Consider the following 24,620-nt stretch of genomic DNA (forward strand, 5'->3'; position numbering starts at 1 on the left):
CTGTTTTCTTATTTCGCTTAAATCGTTTTAACTCACTCGATTCAAACCTCAGGAAAATCAACGCCTTACCGCCTGCACTTCTCTTATTTCAACCACGCTTTTCTGCGGGAGGCGAACTATAGCAAACCCCTCGCCTACTTGGCAAGCCTTATTTCGCCATATTGTATAAATTGAATAAATCGTTTCAAATTTACTCATCCAAAAAAAGCAAAGCGCTCCGCAAGCGGAGCGCTTTATATATAGGATTCCAGAATAATTGGCGATTCAGCTATTATTTATTTTGAAAATTAGCTGGTCGTTTTTCCAAGAAAGCCTTCATGCCTTCACGTTGATCATAAGTACCAAAGCTCGCATGGAATAAACGACGCTCATAATGAACGCCTTCAGTTAAACCAGATTCAAACGAACGATTTACCGCATCTTTAATCATCATCACAACTGGCAACGACATTGAAGCAATCGTCGTCGCAGCCGCCAAAGTTTCTTCCATTAATTTTTCCAGTGGCACAACACGTGACACCAAACCAGCACGCTCAGCTTCATTCGCATCCATTAAACGCGCGGTTAAACACAAATCCATTGCTTTCGATTTAGAAATGGCACGTGGTAAGCGCTGTGTACCGCCACATCCGGGCAAAGTTGCTAGCTTAATCTCTGGCTGACCAAATTTAGCATTATCAGCAGCAATAATGAAATCACACATCATCGTGAGTTCACAGCCACCGCCCAATGCGTATCCAGCCACCGCCGCAATGACTGGTTTTCTTACACGAAGGATGTGTTCCCAGTTCTTGGTAACATAGTTGCCTTTATAGGCATCCATATAATTGTAGTCAGCCATCGCAGCAATATCTGCTCCAGCGGCAAACGCCTTTTCACTACCGGTAATAACCATGCAACCAATATCATCATTCTGATCAAAAGCCAATAAGGCATGGCCCAATTCATCCATCAGTTGATCATTTAATGCGTTCAGGGCTTTAGGGCGATTTAAAGTGATCACGCCCACTTTATCCTTCGTTTCTACAATAATGTTTTGGTATTCCATCATCTTCTCCGCAAAAGTAACTAGTTATTTTTCATTTCAAATGTTTTAGGCAAGAGTAACCACATTGCACCGCGTTGCTTCATTCGGCCCGCTAATTCGCCCGGCTCACGACCAAAGCCCCAAAAGAAATCCGCTCGCACAGCACCGCGAATCGCGCCACCGGTATCTTGCGCCATCATCAATCTTTGTAATGGATTACTGCTGAGTGGCATTGTAGTTGATAAAAATACCGGTGCACCCAATGGTAATTGCGTTGGATCAATCGCAATTGATCTTTGTGGCACCAAGGGAACGCCCAATGCGCCCTTAGGCCCAATACTGGGATCGAGCAATTTCTCTTCCTTAAAAAATACCATACTAGGATTAGCGTTTAATAACTCGTCTTGGCGACTTGGATTCTTTGCAATCCAAGCCTTAATGCCTTGCGCTGATGCCTGATCTAAAGTTAACTCGCCTTTATCGACCAAATAACGCCCAATGGATTTATACGGATGCCCATTCTGGTCCGCATAGGCTAGACGTATGGTTTCACCGGAACCATCCAACTGTACTCTACCTGATCCCTGTATTTGTAGAAAAAAAGCGTCAACTGGATCATCAACCCAAACCAATTCTTTGCCAGATAAAAATGGCAAAATATCTGCGCGCGAAGCATAGGGAACCACTTTATTGCCAACCAAGCGACCGCGTAGACGCATGTTTTTCAAATCCGGATACACACTACCAAGGTCAATCGTCAGCAAATCATTTGGTACCGCATATAAAGCCGTTTGATAAATACCGCCCTTATTGCGCGCCCCCTTTAGCAAAGGTTCGTAATATCCTGTGACCAAGCCCTCTGTTTTACCATCGAGATGCGCAACCTGATAAGGTAAAAAATTCGCTTCAAAAAAAGCGCGGATAGCCGACGATTCTTTTGCATCAACGCTTCTCAAATTGGCACAAACCTCGCGCCACTCGGCTTTGTTGCGTAACGCAGAACATGAATTAACAAAAGCAGGCCAAGCCTCTCTCAGATCATCATTCGCCCAACCTGGCAGGTCAGCGTAAGAACCTAACTTATAAGCTTGTGTGTAATTCGTGATCGGCGCCAATTTTGGAGGTGGTACAGGCTGCGTCGCTGGCACCGTTGTCACAGGTGGAGTGACAGGTGGTTTCACTGGCACCGGCTCTGTCGGCGTTACCCTGGGTGGCGTTGTACATGCCGCCAATGTCAACAGCAGTGATACTGCTAAAATACGTCTTTGTTCAAACAAAAATTTCATAAAGGCTTAACTATGTGGTTATTAGCTGTCGAAGCACTAGGTGCTTTTTTTCTTTTTGTCTTTATTGTGTGGTGGACTATGTTTTCAGGAAAAAAACCACCGAACAAAAGTAAAACAAGCAAAGATCAGAACCAAGATCAAAATCGATAAATGCTAGGTATTTTCCTAGTAAAACAATCCAAGAAAATTGATCAAGGTAATCAATGTAAAGTGCGCGGCAAAGATAAAACAAATTCCGGAATCGCTACATCAAATTTGTGTCCATCTTCGGCGACACAAAAATAACTTCCCTTCATTGTCCCATGCGGGGTTTCCAAAGAACTTCCACTAGTGTACTCAAAAACTTCACCGGGTTTGAGTAAAGGTTGATGACCAACGACGCCCAAACCTTGAACCTCGTGCACCTTATTTTTAGCATCGGTAATAATCCAATGCCGAGAAATTAACTGCGCTGGAATATCTCCCGTGTTTTTGATCGTAATCGTATAGGCAAAAACAAAATGCGCCTGATCAGGATGAGATTGCTCCTCCAGATATTGCGTCACGACTGACACTGTAAAATCGTATTTCGTCATAAAACCCCAGAAAAATCAGCTTGAAATTCAGTAACAAGGCCAGAGACATCTCCACTTAACACGCACTCGCAACATCTTCAGCAAGTTGCAAAGGCAAGGAAATGCTTACAAAACCCGCATATTACAAGAGCACGCCAAACTTCGCAGGAGTAAAATACGGCATTCGCTGACATTTTGCGGTCAGGACTTCCATTTTGTGCATTTCTTCGAGATTTTAATATGACAACTTATCGCATCGCTCCCAGTATTCTCTCTGCCGACTTCGCCCGCTTGGGAGATGAAGTTCGGAATGTCGTCGCTGCTGGCGCGGATATGATTCACTTTGACGTGATGGATAACCATTACGTGCCTAATCTCACCATAGGTCCCCTAGTCTGCGAAGCGATTCGTCCACATGTGCAAGTGCCGATTGATGTGCATTTGATGGTAAAACCTGTCGATCGCATCATTCCAGACTTTGCCAAAGCAGGCGCGAATATCATCAGCTTTCATCCAGAAGGCTCAGAACACATTGATCGCAGCTTGCAATTAATTCGCGATCACGGCTGCAAAGCAGGTTTGGTGTTTAATCCCGCTACGCCTTTGCATGCCTTAGAACATGTAATGGACAAACTGGATCTAATCTTGCTGATGTCAGTCAACCCTGGCTTTGGTGGACAATCCTTCATCCCTCATACATTGAAAAAGATCGCTGCCGTGCGTCGTATGATTGACGAATCTGGCCGCGACATTATGTTGCAAGTCGATGGTGGTGTGAAAGTTGACAACATTCGTGAGATTGCAGCTGCGGGGGCCGATACTTTCGTGGCGGGCTCTGCGATTTTTGGTAAGCCTGACTATAAGGCTGTGATCGATGCTATGCGGAGTGAGTTGGCATCAGTTTGAGAGCTATATGTAAAACGAATAAATAGAATGCGCACTTTCACTTTTCAACCACGCTGGAAAGAAGAGCTAGTTTGCACATGCTCCCTGGGAAGTTTCATATTGGAACTTCCTATGGGAACCCTGTCTGCACACCTCCCTCCAGAAAACACGTGGCGTAAGGAAGCTCCGATTTGGGCGCAAAGTCTTTGGGCAATATTACGGGATGAACTAGAGGAATGGTGTACAGAAAATCATGCTGAATTTGTTCTTTACGAATTTGCAGAAGTTCATTTTTCAACTCCCATCCAAGACACCTAGTTAACTGAATAGCTGAATATTGCAATTTAGAAGAGATGGTGAAATCACTCCATCTTAAGACTTCCAGAACAAACAGCATGCCTAAATTCCAAAACATCCAAGCCGCTATCATCGATCTAGACGGCACCATGCTCAACACCGCGCCGGATTTTTTGGTCGCGATCAATCGCATGCGTGCAGAATTTTCACTCGCGCCTTTAGACCTCACGACCATTACGCATTTTGTAGGCAAAGGTTCAGAAAATTTAATCCAGCGCGTGTTAGCAACGGACTTCAATGAAGCCGAAGTCACGCGACATTTTGCACAAGCGATGGCAAGCTATCAAAAGCACTATCTAGCGATCAATGGCGATTACGGCACTTTGTATCCAGAGGTAATCGAAGGATTGCGAGCACTCAAGGCGCAAGGATTACGTCTGGCCTGTGTGACGAACAAACCGATCGCGTTCACCACGCCTTTGCTGGCAAAGATGGGCTTGAACGAATTTTTTAGTGTGGTGTATGGCGGTGATTCTTTGCCTCGCAAAAAACCTGATCCTTTACCGCTGCTACAAGTTTGCCTCGATTTTCACTTGGCGCCAGCACAAGTGGTGGCAATTGGCGACTCTTCCAATGATGCGCAGGCTGCGCGTGCTGCGGGCTGCCCAGTCTTAATCGTGCCGTATGGCTACAATCACGGTGAGGCTGTACAAACTATTGAAAATGATGGTATAGTCGAAACCTTACTGAGTGCTGCACAATTTTTACTCAGTAGAAAAAACCCAATAATTTCATCAAACTTCTAACACAATTAGAATGTTCCTCGATAAGAAACGTCCTTCCACAATTCCAGGCACTTTTGAGGCTTGGCTATGGCGACGCTGGCAATCTAACTGACCAGCGTGTGCGCTTTCGTCTATGTGTCTGAGTTTTATCCAAACCCTGATGCGCGCCAACGACGTTTTTTCATCTCTCGTCATCTTTGACAAGTTTTTGTAAGTTTTCGCTTTACCGTTTCGACCTTTGATTTCACATTTTGTCATTCGCCGCGTCCATATTTCCGACGTCTGGCACTGATCAAATGAGAAAGCTGCGGTCAAACATATTTAACGCACAACCATCATGACTGAACTCGAATTTAAATCCTTGGCCGCACAAGGCTACAATCGTATCCCGATGATCGCCGAAGCTTTTGCCGATCTAGAAACACCACTCACGCTCTACCTCAAACTCGCACAAGCGACCAATGGCGGCAAGAATAGCTTCTTGTTGGAATCGGTCAAAGGCGGTGAACGCTTTGGTCGCTATTCCTTTATCGGCTTGCCTGCTTCCACCGTGGTGCGCTCAACGGGCTTTCACACCGAAGTCATCAAAAACGCCCAAGTGATAGAAACACATGAGGGCAATCCTTTGGATTTCATCGCCGAATATCAATCCCGTTTCCGCGTCGCCTTACGTCCTGGCTTGCCACGTTTTTGTGGCGGACTGGCTGGTTACTTCGGCTACGATGCCGTGCGCTACGTGGAAAAGCGCTTAGAAAAAACTGCGCCAAAAGATGACCTCGGATTGCCCGACATTCAATTACTGCTCACCGAAGAGCTCGCTGTTATCGATAATGTCTCTGGCAAATTGTATTTGATCGTGTATGCCGACCCGACGCAAGCTGAGGCGTGGAGCAAAGCACGCCAACGCTTGAAAGATTTACGCGCGATGTTACGTCGCAGTGTCGATGTGCCAGTCACATCCGCATCGGTACGCACTGAAGCCATCCGCGATTTCGCCAAAGAAGACTATTTGAAGGCCGTGCTCAAAGCCAAGGAATACATTATGGCGGGCGACTTGATGCAGGTACAAATTGGACAACGGATTAAGAAGCCATATGTTGACTCTCCACTGTCCTTGTATCGTGCGCTGCGCTCAATTAATCCATCGCCGTATATGTACTTCTACAATTTTGGCGATATGCACATCATCGGCGCATCGCCAGAAATTCTCGTGCGTAATGAACAGCTCAGCGATGGCAATAAAAAAGTTACGATACGTCCGCTGGCTGGTACACGTCCACGCGGCGCAACGCCGGAACGTGACGAAGAACTCGCGGTTGAGTTATTAGCAGATCCAAAAGAGATTGCTGAACACGTCATGTTGATCGATCTCGCACGCAACGACATTGGTCGTATCGCCCAAACTGGCAGCGCCAAGCTGACCGAAAAAATGGTGATTGAAAAGTATTCGCATGTTCAACACATCGTCTCGAACGTCGAAGGTTTGCTACAGCCAAATATGTCCAATTTAGACGTACTCAAAGCCACCTTCCCTGCCGGCACTTTATCTGGCGCACCAAAAGTTCGCGCGATGGAATTGATCGATGAGCTCGAACCAGTGAAACGTGGTATCTACGGCGGTGCTTGCGGGTATTTATCATTCGGCGGCGAAATGGATTTAGCGATTGCGATCCGCACCGGAGTGCTTAAAGACGGCATGCTGTACGTACAAGCCGCAGCGGGTGTAGTTGCGGACTCTGTGCCCGAAATGGAATGGCAAGAAACTGAAAACAAAGCACGTGCCATGTTGCGTGCCGCTGAACAAGTACAAGATGGTTTAGACGGAGAAATATAAATGCTACTCATGATAGACAACTACGATTCCTTCACTTACAACCTCGTGCAGTATTTTGCTGAATTGGGTGAGGAAGTTCGCACGTATCGCAATGATGAAATTACGCTGGAAGAAATCGAGGCGATGAGGCCTGATCGGATTTGCATTTCTCCTGGCCCTTGCACGCCTTTGGAAGCTGGAATTTCTGTACCCGTGCTGAAACGCTTTGCGGGCGAGATTCCTATTCTCGGTGTTTGCCTTGGCCATCAAAGTATTGCCGAAGCCTTTGGTGGCAAAGTGATTCGCGCCAAAGAAGTCATGCATGGTAAAACTTCACCAATTGCCCACACCGGCGTTGGCGTATTCAGCGACTTGCCTAGTCCTTACACGGTGACGCGTTATCACTCACTGGCGATCGAGCGCTCTAGTTTGCCCGATTGTTTGGAAGTCACAGCATGGACCGAAGACGGCGAAATCATGGGCGTGCGCCATAAGACATTTGATTTACAGGGCGTGCAATTTCATCCTGAATCGATTTTGTCAGAACACGGTCATCCATTGTTGAAGAATTTTTTATTGGGAAAATAAAATGACGATCTCACAGCAAGAAGCTTTAACCCGCCTCATCGAACATCGTGAAATTTTCCATGATGAGATGTTGTCGCTGTTCCGCAAAATCATGGGCGGTGAAATGTCGCCGATCATGATCGCGGCACTCACCATGGGTCTACGCGTCAAAAAAGAAAGCATAGGAGAAATCACTGCCGCAGCACAAGTGATGCGTGAATTCTCGACCAAAGTACCGATGGCGAACACCAAGAACTTGATTGATATCGTCGGCACCGGCGGCGATGGTGCGCACACTTTTAATATTTCTACCGCGTCGATGTTCGTTACCGCAGCAGCAGGCGCACGTGTTGCCAAGCATGGGGGTCGTAGCGTGTCATCATCATCGGGTAGCGCAGATGTACTCGAATCCCTGGGCGTGAATATCAATTTGCAACCCGAACAAATCGCACAATCGATTGCCCAAACCAATATCGGTTTCATGTTCGCACCGAATCACCACGCAGCGATGAAACATGCAGCACCGGTGCGACGTGAGCTAGGTGTCCGTACGATTTTTAATATTTTGGGGCCGCTCACCAACCCCGCAGGTGCGCCGAATATTTTGATGGGCGTATTTCATCCTGATCTGGTGGGTATTCAAGTGCGTGTCTTGCAACGCTTAGGTGCGCAACATGCGATTGTCGTTTGGGGACGCGACAATATGGATGAAGTTTCACTCGGCGCACCAACGATGGTTGGCGAATTAGTGAACGGTGAAATTCGCGAATACGATATTCATCCAGAAGACTTTGGTTTACAAATGGTTTCTAACCGGAGCCTCAAAGTGTCCGGCGCTGATGAATCTAAAGCACGTATTTTAGATGTACTCAACAATGTCGCCGGCCCAGCAACCGACATCGTTAGCTTGAACGCAGGTACTGCCTTGTACGGTGCGGGAATTGCTGATTCCATCGCTGATGGCGTAAAGAAAGCGCAAGCGACTATCGCCTCGGGAGCAGCACTTAACAAGCTGCATCAACTTATCGAAGTCACGCATCAGTTAGGTAAATAAGCATGTCAGACATACTCAATAAAATTCTCGAAGTCAAAGCTGAAGAAGTCGCGCGCGATAAAAAAGTACAAAGCTACACTAGCTTACGTGCCGATGTAGAAAGCAATAAAGAAGCGCAACAAAATTTGCGTGGATTTGAAGCCAGTCTGCGGAATAAGATCACGCTAGGCCAAGCAGCTGTGATTGCAGAAATCAAGAAAGCGTCGCCCTCCAAAGGCGTGATTCGTGAAAACTTTCAGCCAGCAGAAATCGCCGCCAGTTACGCGCAACATGGTGCTGCTTGTTTATCCGTATTAACTGATGAAGTGTTTTTTCAAGGTGCACCGATCTACTTGCAGCAAGCACGCGCAGCATGCGCTTTGCCAGTCTTACGCAAAGATTTCATGATCGACCCTTATCAGGTTTATCAGGCAAGAAGCTGGGGTGCGGATTGTATTTTACTGATCGTGGCTGCATTAGATCATGGCTTGATGGCAGAGCTAGAAGCCTGTGCGCACGAGCTCGGTATGGGTGTTTTGGTTGAAGTGCATAACAGGGAAGAACTCGACGCTGCATTGAAACTCAAAACCAATTTACTCGGTATCAATAATCGTAATCTACGTACCTTCGATGTGACACTCGATACCACACTTGGTTTGCTACCACGCATCCCCGATGGAAAACTTTTGATTACTGAATCTGGCATCACGAACAAAGCCGATGTACAACGTATGCGAAATGCCAATGTGCACGGTTTTTTGGTTGGTGAAGCCTTTATGCGTACAGATCACCCTGGTCAAGCACTCTCAGAACTATTTTCCATTTAACTTATCAAACCTAAGATAAAAAAAGTGAGACGAGGCTCACTTTTTTTGTCTTTCAAATGTTCATTAATTGCAACGATATGTATAAGTAGTTGTATAGGGCGTAACAACTCCATCCATCACCGAACGGCCTGAACACATGAACTCAAGCTCACCAACTGCTTCGGTTTTACTTGCATCGCTAAAGTAAAAAGTTGTGTATCCATAAGCTGGTCGAGCAAGCGCATTCAATGACATCGCACTCACTGCTGCGACACAAATCGCTGCAAGACTCAACACTTTAATTGTTTTCAATTTCATTTTATTCCTCAGTTAAGTAGTCGAATTTTTCATGTTAATAAATTTAGCATGAAAAAGTAGCCTAATTATTAAAATTCAAGGCGTCAAGGGAAATGCAATAATAAAAATGAAAATGTATCTTATACGCTCGAATTATTTAGCGATCCCATCGCTTACTGTATGAACTACCCATTTAGAGCAGCATCAAACGGCAACAAAATCGATTGTGAATTTCTTGAGATCGTTCGACGGTTTAAATAAACTAGTTTTCCTTGGACAATCTTTGGCAAAAAATCAGCAGTAGGAACGAGCACTCCAACGCCATGCACAATTAAGAAACTAAAATAGACGAACATTGAAGAGCGCCATTTTCAGTGCAGCGTTAAGTACAAGCAGATCCGAATACCAACTACGCAACTTACCTTCATAAAAAAAGCGCCATGCTTGGCGCTTTTTATCATTCCTCCGATTTTGGAATTAATCCCGATCCGAAAAATTAAGTTCCGACTAATCGATTCCAGATTGCCGTCGTGGCTGCAGCTTGGTTCAGAGAATAGAAATGCAAACCCGGAGCGCCGCCCGCTAATAGGCGTTCACACATCTGCGTCACCATATCTAAACCAAAAGCTTTAATCGATGCACTGTCGTCGCCATAACTGGCTAGTTTCAAACGTACCCAACGAGGAATTTCTGCGCCGCACATTTCAGAGAAACGCATCAGTTGACTACTGTTGGTGATCGGCATAATACCCGCAACGATAGGCACATCCACACCTGACTTTTGGGCATTATCAACGAATTGGAAATAGGCATCCGCATTGTAAAAATACTGTGTGATCGCAGCATTCGCCCCTGCTTGCACTTTGCGTACAAAGCTTTGCAAATCGTCTTGGGGTGATTTTGCCTGTGGATGCATTTCTGGGTAGGCAGCCACTTCAATGTGGAACCAATCGCCAGTTTCGGCACGAATAAATTCAACCAGTTCATTCGCATAACGGAACTCACCACCCATTCCATACCCACTCGGCAAATCGCCACGAAGTGCGACCAAACGATGAATGTCTTGCTCTTGATAAGTTTTGAGAATCTGACGAATCGAGTCGCGTGTTCCACCGACACATGAGAGATGTGGGGCAGCATCAAAGCCTTCTTTACGGATTTCAACAACCGTATCTAAAGTGCCTTGTTGCGTTGTGCCACCTGCACCAAAGGTCACGGAAAAATATTTAGGATTTAGCTCTGCCAATTTGGCACGTGTCACCCGTAATTTCTCGGTTCCTTCTTCCGTCTTTGGCGGAAAGAATTCAATACTAAAATTATGTGGATTCATTTTTTTGTAGAAGTAAAGTGGAGAGCGTCCATGAGATCACACTGTATAACAAAGCGCCAAAAACTGCCGACCAAAAACCTGCCACGTGAAAACCATCAAACATACTGGCAACCGCCCAAAACATCAGCCCATTAATCACCAGAATAAACAGTCCCAAACTTAAGACAGTCACGGGCAGAGTCAGGATTAATAAGATAGGGCGGATCACGGTATTCACAAAACCCAAAACTACTGCGACCAACAAGGCAGTTGTGAAACTATCTATCGTGATGGAACTAAGTAAGTACGGTAGCGCTAATAATGCCAACGCGTTGATTAACCAAGTAGCGAGTAAGCGCATGGCATCTCCAAAGTTTTTACAAATTTGAAAAGCTAAGATCGGCAGAGATTCAATTACTGGGATGCAGACCGCGAAGTAAAGCACAGCAATAGTTGATATTGCGATTATTCACGACAAAGGTATGCACCCAGCAATTGGATTTATGGCGCGTCTTAGTAACGGTAGAGCTCAGGCTTATATGGACCTTCTTTTTTCACGCCAATATAGCTCGCTTGCTCATCCGTCAAAACGCTCAATTGCGCATTGAGTTTTTTCAATTGCAAACGAGCGACTTTTTCATCGAGGTGTTTCGGCAAAGTGTAAACACCAACAGGATATTTATCAGTATTGCAGAACAATTCAATTTGCGCGATGGTTTGATTGGCGAATGAAGAGCTCATCACATAGGATGGATGGCCAGTACCGCAACCGAGATTGACCAAACGACCTTCGGCCAACAAAATAATGCGGCGACCGCTTGGGAAAATCACGTGATCCACTTGTGGCTTGATGTTTTCCCACTTGTATTGCTTGAGTGAAGCAACGTCGATTTCATTATCGAAGTGACCGATATTGCAAACGATCGCTTGATCCTTCATCTTCAACATGTGTTCGTGTGAAATCACATGGTAGTTACCCGTGGTCGTCACGAAAATGTCACCGTGTTCACAAGCGTAATCCATAGTCACGACGCGATAGCCTTCCATCGCTGCTTGCAACGCACAGATAGGATCGATTTCTGTGACCCATACTTGCGCAGACAAAGCACGCATCGCTTGTGCTGAACCTTTGCCTACATCACCATAACCAGCGATGACAGCAACTTTACCGGCGATCATCACATCCGTTGCGCGCTTGATCCCATCAACCAAAGATTCGCGGCAGCCATACAGGTTATCGAACTTAGATTTAGTAACGGAATCGTTGACATTGATTGCTGGAAAAGCGAGCTTGCCTTCTTTGTGCATTTGGTACAAACGATGCACGCCGGTTGTCGTTTCTTCTGTCACGCCTTTGATTGCTGCCAAACGTTTGGAATACCAAGTCGCATCAATTGCCAAGTGTTTTTTGATGGAATTGAACAAGCAAGTTTCTTCCTCTGAACCTGGATTGTTCAAAACAGAAATATCGGATTCAGCACGGGTACCGAGGTGCAACAACAAAGTTGCATCGCCACCGTCATCCAAAATCATGTTGGAGTAGCCGCCATCTTTCCAGTCGAAAATGCGGTGTGTGAATTCCCAGTATTCATCCAAGTTCTCGCCTTTAAATGCAAACACCGGCGTGCCGCCAGCGGCGATTGCCGCAGCAGCGTGATCTTGCGTTGAGTAGATGTTGCAAGATGCCCAGCGTACTTGCGCGCCGAGTGCGTTCAAGGTTTCGATCAGCACTGCGGTTTGGATCGTCATATGCAATGAGCCAGTAATGCGCGCGCCTTTCAAAGGTTGGCTAGTAGCGAATTCTTCACGAATCGCCATCAAGCCAGGCATTTCTGTTTCTGCGATTTGAATTTCTTTGCGGCCCCAATCGGCCAAGCTTAAGTCTGCGACGTGGAAATCTTGCGTTGTTGCAGTTGCGGTTTGAGATGTCATGATGGTGGCGTTCTCACGCCCTCCTTTCTAATATTGACCAAGAAAAAAGTAACGTGAGCGCAGTTGCTGTGAGAACGATTGCACTATACACACACTCGTCTCGACTGATCCAAGCCTGGCAATCATCCAAACATGTCAAATGCTTGAAAATTTTGTCGCAGCGCTCCTTGGAGAGTGTGCAGTATAACGCAAAACAAGACAAAAAGTTGAGATCGGCATGCCTCGAACAAAGATATTTGCTTAAAATTTAAGCAAATATCTTTATGAATTTACTTCAATGACCAGAAAATTCACACACTTTGAACAGCCCCAATCCACTTTCTTCAATCAATTTTGAACCTCCAAGGTCGGGCAAATCAACGATGACAGCACCTTCGACAATATTCGCCCCCAAGCGCTCCAATAGGCGCTTACCTGCCATCATGGTGCCCCCCGTTGCCATGAGATCATCTATCAAAAGCACTCGATCGCCAGCCTTACATGCGTCAGTATGAATTTCTACAGTTGCACTCCCATATTCCAAATCATAGCTTTCTTCGAGAGTTGCGAATGGCAACTTGCCTTTCTTACGAATCGGGACAAATCCAATATTGAGCTCATATGCTAAGACTGAACCTAAAATAAATCCTCGAGCATCCATCCCCGCAACCAAATCCAATTTCTGGTCAGCATAACGTGCCAAAAAGACATCCATCAAAATTCGAAATATTTTTGGATCTTGCAACAAGGTCGTTATATCTCGAAATTGAATACCGACTTGCGGCCAATCCGGCACCGTACGAATATGCTTTTTAATTAATTCACTAGTATCAATCATCTTTAGCCTATTTCAATAATCGTTGTTCAGCACGCGAGACCCCTTCGGCAGTTCCCCTCAAAACGACCACATCGGACGCCTCTAAGGTTAATTCAGGGCTTGGCTCCAATCGAATTTTTCCACGTCGTACATTCGTGACATCGACCGAAAACTCACTTAATTCCAACTCGGCAATCGAGCGTCCAAGATTCTTTCCTCGCTCTCCCAATACCACCGTATGTAATCGTAACTGCATGTTTTCAGCATCGTCGGCAGCATCACTCGCTCCATGAAAAAACCCACGCAATGCTTCATAACGAGCATCCCGCGCCATCTGTACCGTATGCACGACACGACGCAATGGAACACCCAACAGTACTAATGCATGCGAGGCCAACATCAAGCTACCTTCCATCAAATCAGGCACAACTTCCGTTGCACCTGCGGCGCGCAATTTTTCTAGATCGGTGTCATCGTGGCTACGCACCACCACTGGCAAGCTGGGATTTAACTCATGCACCAAATGTAAAATCTTTAGCGCTGATTGGGTATCGGTGTAGGTAATCACCAGTGCAGCGGCGCGACTAATCCCTACCGCCGTCAAACTCTCACGTCGTGCAGCATCGCCATATGACACGTTTGCGCCGGCTTTTTGCGCCTCTGCTATTCGGTCTGGGTCGAGGTCCAATGCATGGTACTCAATTTTCTCATCAGCTAATAGACGCGCCAAACTTTGCCCACTTCGTCCAAAGCCCGCTATCACGACATGCCTCTTCACCTTCATTGTGCGCGCTGCGATCTGCGTTAACGCTAGCGATTGCATCATCCACTCATTTGACGACAACTTTAAAACAATCCAATCTGACTTAGCCAAAATAAATGGCGATATCAACATCGACAATACCATCGACGCCAACATCAATTGCAATAGCAAGGGATCAATCAGATTTAAACCTCCAGCTTGGTTTAATAAAACAAAACCAAATTCGCCAGCCTGCGCTAAGCCTAAACCTGTACGTAACGCCACGCTGGTCGGACATTTGAATAGCCGAGCCAAACCAAAGATCAAGCCAAATTTCAAAAGTACTGGCCCGACCAAGAGCAACAAGATGAGCCAACCGTACTCCAATACAAGACCCAAGTTCAAAAGCATGCCCACCGTTATAAAAAACAATCCCAACAATACATCGCGGAAGGATTTAATATCCTCTTCAACTTGGTGCTTGTACTCAGTTTCTGAAATCAACATCCCCGCAACAAATGCGCCGAGTGCCAATGAGAGCCCAGCTTTTTCGGTAAGCCAAGCTGCACCTAAGGTAAAAAGCAGAAGATTAAGCATAAATAGCTCTTGTGATCGGCGACGAATCACGATCGCAAACCACTCGCGCACCACTCTTTTCCCAACAAAGAACAAGAGAAAAAGCACCAGACTTGCTTTCGCTCCAGCCAATGCAAGACTCATGCTCAAGTTATTCGATTCGGCTGAAAGGGCTGGTACCAATATAAGCAGTGGTACCACTGCCAAATCTTGAAACAATAGGACACTAATCATTTGTCGGCCATGTTGGCTCTCTAACTCCAATTTTTCAGTTAGCATCTTCGACACGATTGCGGTTGATGACATCGCTAGCGCCCCACCGATCGCAAATGATGCCTCCCAAGTCATGGCAAAATAATCTGGCAAAACAAAAGCAGCGCCAAAGCAAATCACCATAGCAAGACCAATGGTGCTTATGACTTGTGCCATACCAAGACCAAAGACGGCTCGCCGCATAGAAAATAGCTTCGGCAACGAAAACTCCAAGCCGATGGAAAACATCAAGAAAACCACGCCAAATTCCGCCAAAAGATGCGTCGTCGAACTTTCCTGTGCCCAGCCCAATGCATGTGGTCCAATCAATATGCCAACGGTCAGATAGCCAAGCATTGGTGGCAAATTTAGCAAACGCAGTGCACCCACGCCAAGAACCGCGCTGCCGAGTAAAAGTAAAGTAGTATCGAGTGCATTCATACGATCTATTATTACCGATTTGCAATGTCTAAAGTGCCTTTTCAATCGATAAACGACTTAGATTAATTCCAAGACGCCACACTATCCTCTCGTCATTTTTGCCATCAGCAGCTGGTTTCACTGAGAATATCCTTAACATATTAACTGGCAGGGTTCTTGCTTAATCGTATTTAGTTTATACTGCAACGATGGGTACAATAAACTGTAAAAAAGACTTCTCATCTATGCCTTCATTCGATACAACGACCAATCAAGCTTTGCGACTAGCATGTGAAACTTTGCAAATTGAAGCTGATGAAATTCTCAATCTAAAACGCCGGTTAGCAGGTAATGACGCAGCTGCATTTACCGAAGCGATCGCGCTAGTATTGACGTGCGCTGGGCGCGTGGTGGTCTCAGGTATTGGCAAGTCAGGGCATATCGCGCGCAAAATCGCCGCGACTTTTGCATCGACCGGAACGCCCGCTTTTTTTGTGCATCCCGCCGAAGCGGCACACGGCGACTTGGGAATGGTGACCGCACAGGATATTTTTATTGCCATTTCTTATTCTGGCGAGGCCGGTGAACTGGTAGCGATTCTTCCGATCCTCAAACGTCTAGGCGTCAAATTAATTGCCATGACCGGAAATCCGAATTCAACACTCGCTAAACTCGCAGATCTTCACCTCAGCGTGCATGTTGACAAAGAAGCGTGCCCACTCAACTTAGCGCCGACCGCCAGCACCACAGTCACGCTAGCACTTGGCGATGCACTTGCGGTCGCGGTCCTTGACGCAAGAGGCTTCAAAGAAGAAGACTTTGCTAGATCTCATCCTGGCGGTGCGTTAGGGAGACGCTTGTTGACGCACGTAAAAGATGTGATGCGCACAGGAAGTGCAATTCCCCAAGTTAAACCAGATACAAAATTAAGCAGTGCATTACTAGAAATTACGCAAAAAGGGATGGCCATGACCGCGGTTGTTGACAGCCAAAATACCATCGTTGGCGTATTTACCGACGGTGATTTACGCCGCCTAATGGACAAGCCGCTCAATTTTTCTGAACTTGTTATTGCTGATATTATGCGGAAAAATCCCCACACAATCGGTCCCGAACAATTAGCAGTAGAAGCCGTTGAGATCATGGAAGTGCACCGCATTAACCAGCTTCTGGTGGCAGACTCGGACGGAAAATTAGTTGGCGCATTGCATATTCACGACTTAACTCGTGCAAAGGTGATCTGATGCACACCAACTTCGAATCGACTCCAGAGACCCAAAGAAAAGCCGCACGCGTGCAACTGATGATTTTTGATGTGGACGGCATCCTAACTGACGGGAGCCTCCATTTTGGCCCAGAAGGAGAAATGATGAAGACCTTCAATGTGCTAGACGGACAAGGAATCAAATTATTGCAAAATGCAGGCATTGCAACTGCAATCATCAGCGCCCGACAATCAGCAATCGTGAGCAAACGCGCGCACGATTTGGGAATCACTCACGTTATGCAGGGAATTCATGATAAGAAATCAGCTTTCATTGAATTAAGTAAGCAATTAAATATCGCACACGATGCATGTGGATTTATTGGTGACGATGTGATCGATTTACCGATACTCTTACGAGTCGGATTTGCGGCCAGCGTTCCGAATGCGCATATAGAAGTCCGCCAACGAGTCGATTACATTACTAGCGCCTCGGGCGGTCGAGGGGCTGCCCGTGAAGTTTGCGATTTAATCTTAAAAGCACAAGGTAAATACCTCGCTGCACTCGCCCCTTTTTGCGACGTGAGTAACACATGACGGCAGATCGGATTCGAGTCTGGCTAGGGATTGCCCTCTTAGGCTTGTTAATGCTGGGCAGCTTTTGGGTATACGAAGTGATGCGGCGTCAAGGCGAGGATCTCGCTTCCAATCGTAAAAATCGCAGTGAGCCAGACTACTATGTTGAACAATTTAATTTTGTGCGCTTATCGCAATCAAAACAAACCAACTATCGAATCACTGGAGATCGATTAATTCATTTCCCACTCGAAGATGAATTTGAAATAGTACGTCCGAAAATTGTGGGAATTGATCAGGAAAAGACACCGATGACCATTAGTGCAGATCGCGCTATTGTGAAACAAAAAATTCAAGAAAAACCAAATACTCAACCCGAAGATCAAATTCATATGCTTGGAAACGTTACATTGGAACGTGCAAGGAGCCAACAAGTCGAATCTATTAAGATTGAGACCGATTCACTGATCCTTTTTCCTGATACGGAAAAAATGAAAACGGCTGCTAGTATCAAAATGCTGACACGCAAGGCAACAATAAGCGCAGTGGGGATGGAAGCGGATAACGCAGATCAAAAACTGCGTTTTTTGAGCAAAGTACATATAGAAATTGATACGACGAAACACAGTACAAACGATTAGTCCATCAACCAAAACCGTTTGTATCGACTAGTTAAGTCGCTCTGTTTTGCTTTTTTTTCGCAACAGCGCACTGCAAAAAACACCAGTAAAGGTTAAACAAATGAAGACAAATACAATTTCCATTTCGCTCACTCTGTCCATTTTTTCAAAGCTAGCACTAACAGGACTCGTCACTTCAACTATGCTGTCAGCGCCAGTCTATGCAGAAAAAGCAGACAGTCAAAAGAAAACAAAGATTGATGCAGAGCATACAGTGTATGACGGCAAGACGGGGACAAAAACACTGACTGGTAATGTAGAACTTACGCGTGGCACTTTATTGATACGCGCAGAATCCGCTGTCGAAACAGAGACTAAAGACGATGGTGGTAGCGTCACATTACTCGGAAAAAATGGCAGTCAGGTTTTTTTCAGGCAAAAGCGAGATGGCGGAACCGAACTCTGGATTGAAGGTTCTGCGGATCGCGTCGAGTATGATAAGAAAACCGAAGTCGTACGATTCATCGCCAAAGCGAATGTGAGATATCTGAGCGAATCGAAAGTAACGCAAGAGCAAAAAGGGGAATTTCTTTCTTACGACAGTATCAACGATATTTTTACGGCAACCAATTCAGCGTCTGGCAAGCGCGTTCCGGGCGGTGGGCGAGTCTCGATTACTTCGGAACCCAAAGCGGTTAAAACTCCGGTTAAACAAGATAAATAAAAGCGATACTATGACCAGCACATTGGTAATTACAGATCTGCAGAAGCGCTATGGAATGCGACAAGTTGTACGCGACGTCTCGCTGCAGGTGAAAAGTGGCGAGGTCGTGGGACTTTTGGGTCCAAACGGCGCGGGAAAAACCACTTCATTTTATATGATCGTTGGTCTCGTCCCATCCGATGCAGGCAAGATTGACATTGATGGTGTCGACATCTCCAATTTTCCAATTCATCAAAGGGCCAGATTAGGTCTCTCTTACCTTCCCCAAGAAGCTTCTGTATTTCGCAAACTATCCGTCGAGGACAACGTCCGTGCGGTTTTGGAATTGCAAATTGATGAGGCAGGTAAGCCACTTTCAAAGAACGAAATCAATCAGCGTTTGAATACCTTACTCGAAGAGCTTCAAATCGACGGTCTACGTGAAAGCCCTGCCCGCGCATTGTCGGGCGGCGAAAGACGGCGTGTAGAAATTGCTCGTGCATTAGCCACCAATCCCCGCTTCGTTTTATTAGATGAGCCATTCGCTGGTGTAGATCCAATTGCAGTGATTGAAATTCAACGAATTGTGCGTTTTCTTAAAGAGCGTCAAATCGGCGTGCTCATCACTGATCACAATGTTCGTGAAACCCTAGGTATTTGCGATCATGCCTACATCATCAATCAAGGATCAGTGCTTGCCAGTGGCCGCCCGGATGAAATCATCACCAACGAGACAGTCAGACGCGTCTATCTTGGTGAACATTTCCGGATGTAGCAAAATCAAAAAATATGAAACAAAGTTTACAGCTACGCACCTCTCAACATCTGGCCTTAACGCCACAGCTGCAGCAATCAATTCGACTGCTGCAACTATCGACACTTGAACTCCATCAAGAATTGGAGAACTTATTAGTCGAAAATCCTCTATTGGAGCGCGTCGATGATGCTTTAGATAATGCAGTACGTCTATTGGCAGATGGTAGTTTAAATAATGTATCAAGTAGTAGCGAAACTGAGTTCACCCCTGTCGAAGCAAGTAAAACCGAAGCGTCAGAATCATCCATTACAGAGGTTTCAGACAATTCAAACGACGCTGAGCAAACCGCGAATACAGATGACTGGAGCTTTGATGATGCGCCGAGTTCCAGTTCAAAAAATCGTGATGATGACGATGGCCGACCGCAGCTAGAAGCTGCAATGACAAGCCTACGCGACCATCTTCTGGAACAAATGCGGGTTTCAATACGAGAGACTCGTGATCGCGCCCTTATTGAACTTATCATCGATGCGATCGATGACAACGGCTATCTATGCGAATCGCTTGAAGAAATTCACGCAAGCTTACCGATCGATCTCTGCGTCGAACTTGAAGAATTACAATTTGCACTCAACATGCTGCAGAGTTTTGAACCTGAAGGAGTTGGTGCTAGAACGACGTCAGAGTGCTTAGCAATTCAAATTCGACGGATGCCCAAAGTGCCGTTTGTGACACGTAAATTAGCACTACAAATTGTGCAAACTTACTTGCCGCTATTTGCACAACGAGACTTCACGAAACTCCGCAAGTTTCTCCATTGTGATGACGAAGATCTACGTGAAGCCCAAACCGTAATTCGACAATGCAATCCGAAACCCGGACTAGCCTTTGCTTCGGCCAAGTCCGACTACGTGGTGCCAGACGTTGTTGTAAAAAGAATAGGCGATGAATGGCATGTTATGCTGAACAGGGATGTGATGCCGCGCCTGCGAATCAATCAGTTATACGCAAACTTAATGAAACAACAGCGAGGCGATGTAAGTCTCAGTCCTCAATTGCAGGAAGCTCGTTGGTTAATTAAGAATATGCGGCAGCGATTCGATACGATCTTGCGCGTCGCACAAGCCATAGTTGAAAGACAATATAATTTTTTCACGCATGGGGCCGTTGCAATGAGACCCCTTGTTTTGCGCGAAATAGCTGATACACTAGGATTACACGAGAGCACTATTTCGCGTGTAACAACTCAAAAGTTTATGCTGACGCCACACGGTATGTTTGAGTTGAAGTATTTCTTCGGTAGTCACGTCGCGACAGAAACGGGTGGTGAAGCATCTTCTACGGCGATACGGGCACTGATCAAACAATTAATAGGAGAAGAAGACCAAAAGAAACCCCTCTCGGATAGTAAGATCGCCGACATATTGGGAGAACAAGGAATGGTCATCGCGCGTCGTACAGTTGCGAAGTACCGCGAAGCTCTAAAAATTCCCCCAGTTAGCCTGCGAAAATCTTTATAAACCAGTTCTTGAATTATTGTTTTCTATCGTTATATATGGTTTAGCTCAATAATAGTTTTACAGCATGAGCGATTGTAGTAACAAGATTTAGATAGCAAATAAAAGCAATATCACCATAGGAGCGCAGTATGAATCTCACCATCAGTGGACACCATGTCGAAGTAACTCCTGCAATTCGTGAATATGTACAAGGCAAGCTAGAGCGGGTAAGACGACACTTCGATCAAGTCATTGATATCGCTGTCATTTTGACGGTTGATAAGCTCCGCGAAAAAGACAAACGCCACAAAGCAGATATCAATTTACATCTAAGTGGCAAAGATATTCATGTCGAGAGCCTAGCGCATGATTTATACGCAGCAATCGATACCTTGATCGACAAACTTGATCGCCAAGTAATCAAACATAAGGATAAAATTCAGAATCATCAACATGATGCGATTAAACATATCCCTGATCCAGAATCAGTTGAAACTGATTAATTTGATTCGATAATTGCACACTGATTCACTTCACGTGATGAACCTAGGACGCTTTTTAGCGTCCTTTTATTTCCTCTATCCTCTTTCTATTTCCCGACTTGCAAGTCTCTAGTTGTGTCGCTGTCTGTAACAGCCTTGTTCGTCGTATCGATGTTGAAATCAATCTGAACCTCAGTTCGCAAACTTGGTTCCGGCAAGCGTATAGGCTAAAATCCAATACTCTCGAATTCCTGCCCATGTCCTATGCACTCATACGTTCACACCGAGGTTATCAACCAAATCGGATTCATCACTCTGGATCGCCCTAAGTCTTTAAATTCGCTCTCTTTGGAAATGGTTCGAGCACTAAGCGCAATCTTGTATGAGTGGCGGGACAATTCAACAATCAAAGCAGTCTTTATTTGCAGTAGCAGTGAGAAAGCTTTTTGCGCGGGTGGTGACATTCGCTTCTTCTATGATGTGGGAACGCAAACTCCAATGGGAGATAGCGCATTACTCGAAGATTTTTTCACTGAGGAGTATGCGCTTAACCACTTAATTCATTTTTATCCTAAGCCCTATATCGCACTGATGAACGGTGTCGTCATGGGCGGTGGAATGGGAATAGCGCAAGCTGGCATTGCAGCACGTCTTCGAATTGTTACTGAGCGCACAAAAATGGCAATGCCTGAAGTCAACATTGGACTTTTTCCAGATGTCGGTGGCAGTTTTTTCCTAAATCAAACTCCAGGGCAAATTGGCACTTACCTCGGTGTGACTGGCGACGTGATCGGTGCGGCGGACGCAATTTTTGCGAACCTCGCTGACGTCTACATTCCCACTGTCGCCTTGCCTGGACTGTATGATTTGTTAAAGGAGACTCAAGCTGACGATGTACGGGCTGTCATCCGAAACTTCGCAGCGCAATTTGCAACTGACAATGCTGCGCAAACAAGCCAACTCGCGCGCAATAAAGAAGCCATAGACCGGCACTTCCACGCAAATACCATTCATGAAATTCTTGCGTCACTGGCTGCCTCAAACACGGCTTTCGCTGAATCCTGTATTACTACGATGCAGAAGCGCTCCCCCTTGATGATGGCCGTGACCTTAGAGCAACTACGAAGGTGTCAAGGTTTGACCGTTGCTGAATGTTTGAGAATAGAAAGAACAATGGTCAGGCATTGCTTCAAGCACGGTGAAGTTTTAGAAGGAGTTCGAGCATTGGTGGTTGATAAAGATAATCAGCCTCAATGGTCACCCAACACCGTAGAAGAGGTCAATGGTGCCATGGTTAATACGTTTTTCGAACGAGTGTGGCCAGACTATGCGCATCCTCTGGCTGCATTAAATTAATTACTTTTTTACAGGCAAACGAGAACGCATTAAGCGCACCCCGAGCATGCATACAAATATTGGCGTGTCACTGCATGCTCGGAATAACCTACCTAAAGATTATTTCAATAATCCAAAAACTTTGCCAATAATCTTGCTTCCCGTTCCAATTGGATCTTGTCGAATTTTCTTTTCTTCCTCGGCGATCAATATATACAGCGCGTCGACGGCTCGGCTTGAGACGTAGCTTTCAACACTTGCTTCCTTCTCTGGCACCATTGTAATTTTTTGCGCTTTTATCATCACCGAATTGTACTTGGTAGCGAGGCCCACTTGATCAGTCACTCCTTTAACTATAGGTACAAATTTAGCACCTAAAGCAAGCGATGTTTTTTCTTTGAAAAAATCGGTCACTGAGGTTTCACCGCCTGTCAGAATTTTCTTCGCATCATTAATTGACATATTTTTGATCGCGTCGATCAATAAGGGCTTAGCTAATGGCACAGCAGATTCCGCCGCACGATTCATCGCTACGACCAGTTCATCAAGTTGCTTACCTTGTCCGCTTAGTTTTAAAAGCGGTTTCGCTTTTTCTAAGATTGATGGTAGGGGAATTTTGACCTTTTCATTGCCTAAAAAACCATCGGCAACACCTAACCGAGCGAGTGCAGCATTTGCCCCCTGCTCCAAAGCAGCTTTCAATCCAGAATTTGCATCTTTATTGCTGAGTTGACTGATTTGATTGAGATCGGAAGCGTCGGCACCAAGATGTAAAGAAATCGCCGCCAATAAAATACAGAGATGATGTCCTGCTTTTTTAAACATTTCGATTTCCTTCAATTTTAAAATGGGTCAATAACGGAAGTGATGGTCGCGAGCCTTGAGGTGCTTGTCTATATCTCTTCGATTAAAAACAATCTTCGATGTTCGCGAATCGCATAGCGATCGGTCATTCCTGCGATGTAATCGGCAATTCGACGCGCCTGAAGCATAGCTGTTTGGTTTGCACTGACTTGTTGTGGCACTCGATAATCGGGGGGAATCAAATTTGTCTCATTCATCATGAGAGTGAACAATTCACGCACTGTATTCTTTGCCTTGTTACTCATCCGATTGACTAGGTAGTGGCGATACAAGTGTTCGTACAAAAATTGCTTCAAGGCTTTGGCTTCGCGATGCATGGCGTCAGAAAATGCAATCATCGGCTTGGATTGCCGAACATCGTCAATTGTTTTCGGTGCACAGTCACTAATTTGTTGTATAGAGGTTTGGATTAAGTCAGTAATGAGGCAATTAATCATGCGACGTATCGTCTCCGAAATGGCACGTCGCCCCGAAACACCTGGATAAGCCTGATCGACCTCCCGTCGGCATCGAGCGAAAAAATCTACGTCCAAGAGCTGTATTTCAGTCAGCAATCCAGAGCGTACGCCATCATCAATATCATGATTATTATAGGCAATTTCGTCTGCCAAATTAGTCAGTTGTGCTTCTAGACTCGGTTGAGTCTTGTGGATGAAACGCAAACCTAAATCACCCAGCTCTTGTGCATTTTTAACAGAGCAATGTTTGAGAATTCCTTCGCGAGACTCGAAGGTCAAATTTAAGCCTTCGAAACTCGCGTAGCGTTCTTCCAATACATCGACGACACGCAAACTCTGCAAATTATGTTCAAAACCGCCATATTCCTTCATACAAGAATTCAATGCATCTTGTCCTGCATGGCCAAAAGGTGTGTGCCCAAGATCATGTGCCAAGGAAATCGCTTCGACTAAATCTTCGTTTAACTGAAGATTTCGCGCTATCGATCTAGCAATTTGTGCTACTTCAATACTATGGGTAAGTCGGGTACGGAATAAATCACCTTCGTGGTTCACGAAAACCTGAGTTTTATACTCAAGGCGACGAAATGCAGTACTGTGAATTATTCTATCGCGGTCACGTTGAAATTCCGAGCGCGAAATTGGAGAGTTTTCCGAGAAGCGCCGACCTTTAGTGTGTGCCGACTGTGCAGCATAAGGCGCTAGATGATTATCGGAAAACATGTCTTCTCCTAGCAAAGAAATT

At 45.6% G+C, this 24,620-nt stretch carries 26 protein-coding genes and 1 riboswitch; of the genes, 15 read left to right on the forward strand and 11 right to left on the reverse strand.

Translation table 11 applies throughout. From position 1 onward, the window contains the following. Positions 1-271: 271 nt before the first annotated feature. The 3 genes from KDM90_RS16495 to apaG all read right to left on the reverse strand — a co-directional run bounded on the left by KDM90_RS16495 (position 272) and on the right by apaG (position 2,888). Positions 272-1,048, reverse strand: coding sequence for an enoyl-CoA hydratase (locus KDM90_RS16495; protein WP_212676906.1), 777 nt, complete (start codon positions 1,046-1,048; stop codon positions 272-274). 20 nt (positions 1,049-1,068) lie between these two features. Beyond that, positions 1,069-2,313: a murein transglycosylase A gene (gene mltA, locus KDM90_RS16500; RefSeq protein WP_212676745.1), complete on the reverse strand. Its 1,245-nt coding sequence runs from the start codon at positions 2,311-2,313 to the stop codon at positions 1,069-1,071. 200 nt (positions 2,314-2,513) lie between these two features. Further along, complete coding sequence (gene apaG, locus KDM90_RS16505) at positions 2,514-2,888, reverse strand: Co2+/Mg2+ efflux protein ApaG (RefSeq protein WP_212676746.1); 375 nt, start codon at positions 2,886-2,888, stop codon at positions 2,514-2,516. A 219-nt stretch (positions 2,889-3,107) separates the two neighbouring features. Between apaG and rpe the strand changes: the two genes are divergently transcribed. The 7 genes from rpe (at position 3,108) to trpC (ending at position 9,074) form a co-directional block, all read left to right on the forward strand. Beyond that, positions 3,108-3,773, forward strand: a complete 666-nt coding sequence (gene rpe, locus KDM90_RS16510; RefSeq protein ID WP_212676747.1) for a ribulose-phosphate 3-epimerase — start codon at positions 3,108-3,110, stop codon at positions 3,771-3,773. 111 nt (positions 3,774-3,884) lie between these two features. After that, positions 3,885-4,070 carry a hypothetical protein gene (locus KDM90_RS16515; RefSeq protein WP_212676748.1) on the forward strand — a complete coding sequence of 62 codons (186 nt, stop codon included), beginning with the start codon at positions 3,885-3,887 and terminating at the stop codon, positions 4,068-4,070. 77 nt (positions 4,071-4,147) lie between these two features. Beyond that, a complete protein-coding gene (locus KDM90_RS16520; protein WP_212676749.1) occupies positions 4,148-4,855 on the forward strand; it encodes a phosphoglycolate phosphatase in 708 nt (235 codons plus the stop codon). A 316-nt stretch (positions 4,856-5,171) separates the two neighbouring features. Then, on the forward strand, positions 5,172-6,668 hold the full coding sequence (trpE, locus tag KDM90_RS16525; RefSeq protein ID WP_212676750.1) for an anthranilate synthase component I: 1,497 nt from the start codon (positions 5,172-5,174) through the stop codon (positions 6,666-6,668). Beyond that, positions 6,669-7,235, forward strand: a complete 567-nt coding sequence (locus KDM90_RS16530) for an anthranilate synthase component II (protein ID WP_212676751.1) — start codon at positions 6,669-6,671, stop codon at positions 7,233-7,235. 1 nt (position 7,236) lies between these two features. Further along, the gene (gene trpD, locus KDM90_RS16535; protein ID WP_212676752.1) at positions 7,237-8,268 is read left to right on the forward strand and encodes an anthranilate phosphoribosyltransferase; all 1,032 of its coding nucleotides are present in this window, start codon (positions 7,237-7,239) and stop codon (positions 8,266-8,268) included. Between the two features lie 2 nt (positions 8,269-8,270). Next, positions 8,271-9,074, forward strand: coding sequence for an indole-3-glycerol phosphate synthase TrpC (trpC, locus tag KDM90_RS16540; RefSeq protein ID WP_212676753.1), 804 nt, complete (start codon positions 8,271-8,273; stop codon positions 9,072-9,074). A gap of 63 nt (positions 9,075-9,137) precedes the next feature. Here trpC and KDM90_RS16545 read toward each other — a convergent pair whose 3' ends face one another. The 6 genes from KDM90_RS16545 to KDM90_RS16570 form a co-directional block, all read right to left on the reverse strand. Next, positions 9,138-9,371 carry a DUF6289 family protein gene (locus KDM90_RS16545; RefSeq protein WP_212676754.1) on the reverse strand — a complete coding sequence of 78 codons (234 nt, stop codon included), beginning with the start codon at positions 9,369-9,371 and terminating at the stop codon, positions 9,138-9,140. A gap of 475 nt (positions 9,372-9,846) precedes the next feature. Then, entirely contained in the window at positions 9,847-10,680 is an 834-nt protein-coding gene (gene metF / locus KDM90_RS16550) for a methylenetetrahydrofolate reductase [NAD(P)H] (protein WP_212676755.1), read from the reverse strand. Next, positions 10,667-11,020, reverse strand: coding sequence for a phage holin family protein (locus KDM90_RS16555; protein WP_189347814.1), 354 nt, complete (start codon positions 11,018-11,020; stop codon positions 10,667-10,669). Before KDM90_RS16555 ends, metF begins: the two co-directional genes overlap by 14 nt. Positions 11,021-11,172: 152 nt before the next feature. Beyond that, positions 11,173-12,591 (reverse strand): adenosylhomocysteinase, encoded by a 1,419-nt coding sequence (gene ahcY / locus KDM90_RS16560; protein WP_212676756.1) that lies wholly within the window; start codon positions 12,589-12,591, stop codon positions 11,173-11,175. Positions 12,592-12,639: 48 nt separating this feature from the next. After that, positions 12,640-12,766: riboswitch (S-adenosyl-L-homocysteine riboswitch) on the reverse strand. A gap of 99 nt (positions 12,767-12,865) precedes the next feature. Beyond that, positions 12,866-13,408, reverse strand: coding sequence for an adenine phosphoribosyltransferase (locus tag KDM90_RS16565; RefSeq protein ID WP_212676757.1), 543 nt, complete (start codon positions 13,406-13,408; stop codon positions 12,866-12,868). A 7-nt stretch (positions 13,409-13,415) separates the two neighbouring features. Next, on the reverse strand, positions 13,416-15,398 hold the full coding sequence (locus tag KDM90_RS16570) for a monovalent cation:proton antiporter family protein (RefSeq protein WP_212676758.1): 1,983 nt from the start codon (positions 15,396-15,398) through the stop codon (positions 13,416-13,418). A gap of 224 nt (positions 15,399-15,622) precedes the next feature. Between KDM90_RS16570 and KDM90_RS16575 the strand changes: the two genes are divergently transcribed. The 8 genes from KDM90_RS16575 to KDM90_RS16610 all read left to right on the forward strand — a co-directional run bounded on the left by KDM90_RS16575 (position 15,623) and on the right by KDM90_RS16610 (position 22,574). After that, positions 15,623-16,621, forward strand: coding sequence for a KpsF/GutQ family sugar-phosphate isomerase (locus tag KDM90_RS16575; RefSeq protein ID WP_212676759.1), 999 nt, complete (start codon positions 15,623-15,625; stop codon positions 16,619-16,621). Then, the gene (locus tag KDM90_RS16580; protein WP_212676760.1) at positions 16,621-17,178 is read left to right on the forward strand and encodes a KdsC family phosphatase; all 558 of its coding nucleotides are present in this window, start codon (positions 16,621-16,623) and stop codon (positions 17,176-17,178) included. The genes KDM90_RS16575 and KDM90_RS16580 overlap by 1 nt, the downstream gene beginning before the upstream one ends. Further along, the gene (gene lptC, locus KDM90_RS16585) at positions 17,175-17,798 is read left to right on the forward strand and encodes an LPS export ABC transporter periplasmic protein LptC (protein WP_212676761.1); all 624 of its coding nucleotides are present in this window, start codon (positions 17,175-17,177) and stop codon (positions 17,796-17,798) included. Before KDM90_RS16580 ends, lptC begins: the two co-directional genes overlap by 4 nt. 100 nt (positions 17,799-17,898) lie before the next feature. Continuing rightward, complete coding sequence (gene lptA, locus KDM90_RS16590) at positions 17,899-18,501, forward strand: lipopolysaccharide transport periplasmic protein LptA (protein WP_212676762.1); 603 nt, start codon at positions 17,899-17,901, stop codon at positions 18,499-18,501. Positions 18,502-18,511: 10 nt separating this feature from the next. Then, positions 18,512-19,255, forward strand: coding sequence for an LPS export ABC transporter ATP-binding protein (lptB, locus tag KDM90_RS16595; protein ID WP_212676763.1), 744 nt, complete (start codon positions 18,512-18,514; stop codon positions 19,253-19,255). A gap of 14 nt (positions 19,256-19,269) precedes the next feature. Continuing rightward, positions 19,270-20,757 carry an RNA polymerase factor sigma-54 gene (locus tag KDM90_RS16600; RefSeq protein ID WP_212676764.1) on the forward strand — a complete coding sequence of 496 codons (1,488 nt, stop codon included), beginning with the start codon at positions 19,270-19,272 and terminating at the stop codon, positions 20,755-20,757. 128 nt (positions 20,758-20,885) lie between these two features. Beyond that, on the forward strand, positions 20,886-21,239 hold the full coding sequence (hpf, locus tag KDM90_RS16605) for a ribosome hibernation-promoting factor, HPF/YfiA family (protein WP_212676765.1): 354 nt from the start codon (positions 20,886-20,888) through the stop codon (positions 21,237-21,239). 243 nt (positions 21,240-21,482) lie between these two features. Next, positions 21,483-22,574 (forward strand): enoyl-CoA hydratase/isomerase family protein, encoded by a 1,092-nt coding sequence (locus KDM90_RS16610; RefSeq protein ID WP_212676766.1) that lies wholly within the window; start codon positions 21,483-21,485, stop codon positions 22,572-22,574. A 99-nt stretch (positions 22,575-22,673) separates the two neighbouring features. Here KDM90_RS16610 and KDM90_RS16615 read toward each other — a convergent pair whose 3' ends face one another. Both KDM90_RS16615 and KDM90_RS16620 read right to left on the reverse strand, forming a co-directional pair. Next, on the reverse strand, positions 22,674-23,378 hold the full coding sequence (locus tag KDM90_RS16615) for a DUF4197 domain-containing protein (protein WP_212676767.1): 705 nt from the start codon (positions 23,376-23,378) through the stop codon (positions 22,674-22,676). Between the two features lie 68 nt (positions 23,379-23,446). After that, on the reverse strand, positions 23,447-24,598 hold the full coding sequence (locus KDM90_RS16620) for a deoxyguanosinetriphosphate triphosphohydrolase (RefSeq protein WP_212676768.1): 1,152 nt from the start codon (positions 24,596-24,598) through the stop codon (positions 23,447-23,449). Positions 24,599-24,620 lie beyond the last annotated feature (22 nt).

Origin of the sequence: Affinundibacterium fentianense (assembly GCF_018139545.1) — a bacterium.
GTDB classification, from domain to species: Bacteria; Pseudomonadota; Gammaproteobacteria; order Burkholderiales; family Burkholderiaceae_D; genus Undibacterium; species Undibacterium fentianense.

Coding starts and splice junctions, on each gene's coding strand:
- KDM90_RS16495 (WP_212676906.1), bottom strand. CDS start 1,048: ATGGAATACCAAAACATTATTGTAGAAACGAAGGATAAAGTGGGCGTG.
- mltA (WP_212676745.1), bottom strand. CDS start 2,313: ATGAAATTTTTGTTTGAACAAAGACGTATTTTAGCAGTATCACTGCTG.
- apaG (WP_212676746.1), bottom strand. CDS start 2,888: ATGACGAAATACGATTTTACAGTGTCAGTCGTGACGCAATATCTGGAG.
- rpe (WP_212676747.1), top strand. CDS start 3,108: ATGACAACTTATCGCATCGCTCCCAGTATTCTCTCTGCCGACTTCGCC.
- KDM90_RS16515 (WP_212676748.1), top strand. CDS start 3,885: ATGGGAACCCTGTCTGCACACCTCCCTCCAGAAAACACGTGGCGTAAG.
- KDM90_RS16520 (WP_212676749.1), top strand. CDS start 4,148: ATGCCTAAATTCCAAAACATCCAAGCCGCTATCATCGATCTAGACGGC.
- trpE (WP_212676750.1), top strand. CDS start 5,172: ATGACTGAACTCGAATTTAAATCCTTGGCCGCACAAGGCTACAATCGT.
- KDM90_RS16530 (WP_212676751.1), top strand. CDS start 6,669: ATGCTACTCATGATAGACAACTACGATTCCTTCACTTACAACCTCGTG.
- trpD (WP_212676752.1), top strand. CDS start 7,237: ATGACGATCTCACAGCAAGAAGCTTTAACCCGCCTCATCGAACATCGT.
- trpC (WP_212676753.1), top strand. CDS start 8,271: ATGTCAGACATACTCAATAAAATTCTCGAAGTCAAAGCTGAAGAAGTC.
- KDM90_RS16545 (WP_212676754.1), bottom strand. CDS start 9,371: ATGAAATTGAAAACAATTAAAGTGTTGAGTCTTGCAGCGATTTGTGTC.
- metF (WP_212676755.1), bottom strand. CDS start 10,680: ATGAATCCACATAATTTTAGTATTGAATTCTTTCCGCCAAAGACGGAA.
- KDM90_RS16555 (WP_189347814.1), bottom strand. CDS start 11,020: ATGCGCTTACTCGCTACTTGGTTAATCAACGCGTTGGCATTATTAGCG.
- ahcY (WP_212676756.1), bottom strand. CDS start 12,591: ATGACATCTCAAACCGCAACTGCAACAACGCAAGATTTCCACGTCGCA.
- KDM90_RS16565 (WP_212676757.1), bottom strand. CDS start 13,408: ATGATTGATACTAGTGAATTAATTAAAAAGCATATTCGTACGGTGCCG.
- KDM90_RS16570 (WP_212676758.1), bottom strand. CDS start 15,398: ATGAATGCACTCGATACTACTTTACTTTTACTCGGCAGCGCGGTTCTT.
- KDM90_RS16575 (WP_212676759.1), top strand. CDS start 15,623: ATGCCTTCATTCGATACAACGACCAATCAAGCTTTGCGACTAGCATGT.
- KDM90_RS16580 (WP_212676760.1), top strand. CDS start 16,621: ATGCACACCAACTTCGAATCGACTCCAGAGACCCAAAGAAAAGCCGCA.
- lptC (WP_212676761.1), top strand. CDS start 17,175: ATGACGGCAGATCGGATTCGAGTCTGGCTAGGGATTGCCCTCTTAGGC.
- lptA (WP_212676762.1), top strand. CDS start 17,899: ATGAAGACAAATACAATTTCCATTTCGCTCACTCTGTCCATTTTTTCA.
- lptB (WP_212676763.1), top strand. CDS start 18,512: ATGACCAGCACATTGGTAATTACAGATCTGCAGAAGCGCTATGGAATG.
- KDM90_RS16600 (WP_212676764.1), top strand. CDS start 19,270: ATGAAACAAAGTTTACAGCTACGCACCTCTCAACATCTGGCCTTAACG.
- hpf (WP_212676765.1), top strand. CDS start 20,886: ATGAATCTCACCATCAGTGGACACCATGTCGAAGTAACTCCTGCAATT.
- KDM90_RS16610 (WP_212676766.1), top strand. CDS start 21,483: ATGCACTCATACGTTCACACCGAGGTTATCAACCAAATCGGATTCATC.
- KDM90_RS16615 (WP_212676767.1), bottom strand. CDS start 23,378: ATGTTTAAAAAAGCAGGACATCATCTCTGTATTTTATTGGCGGCGATT.
- KDM90_RS16620 (WP_212676768.1), bottom strand. CDS start 24,598: ATGTTTTCCGATAATCATCTAGCGCCTTATGCTGCACAGTCGGCACAC.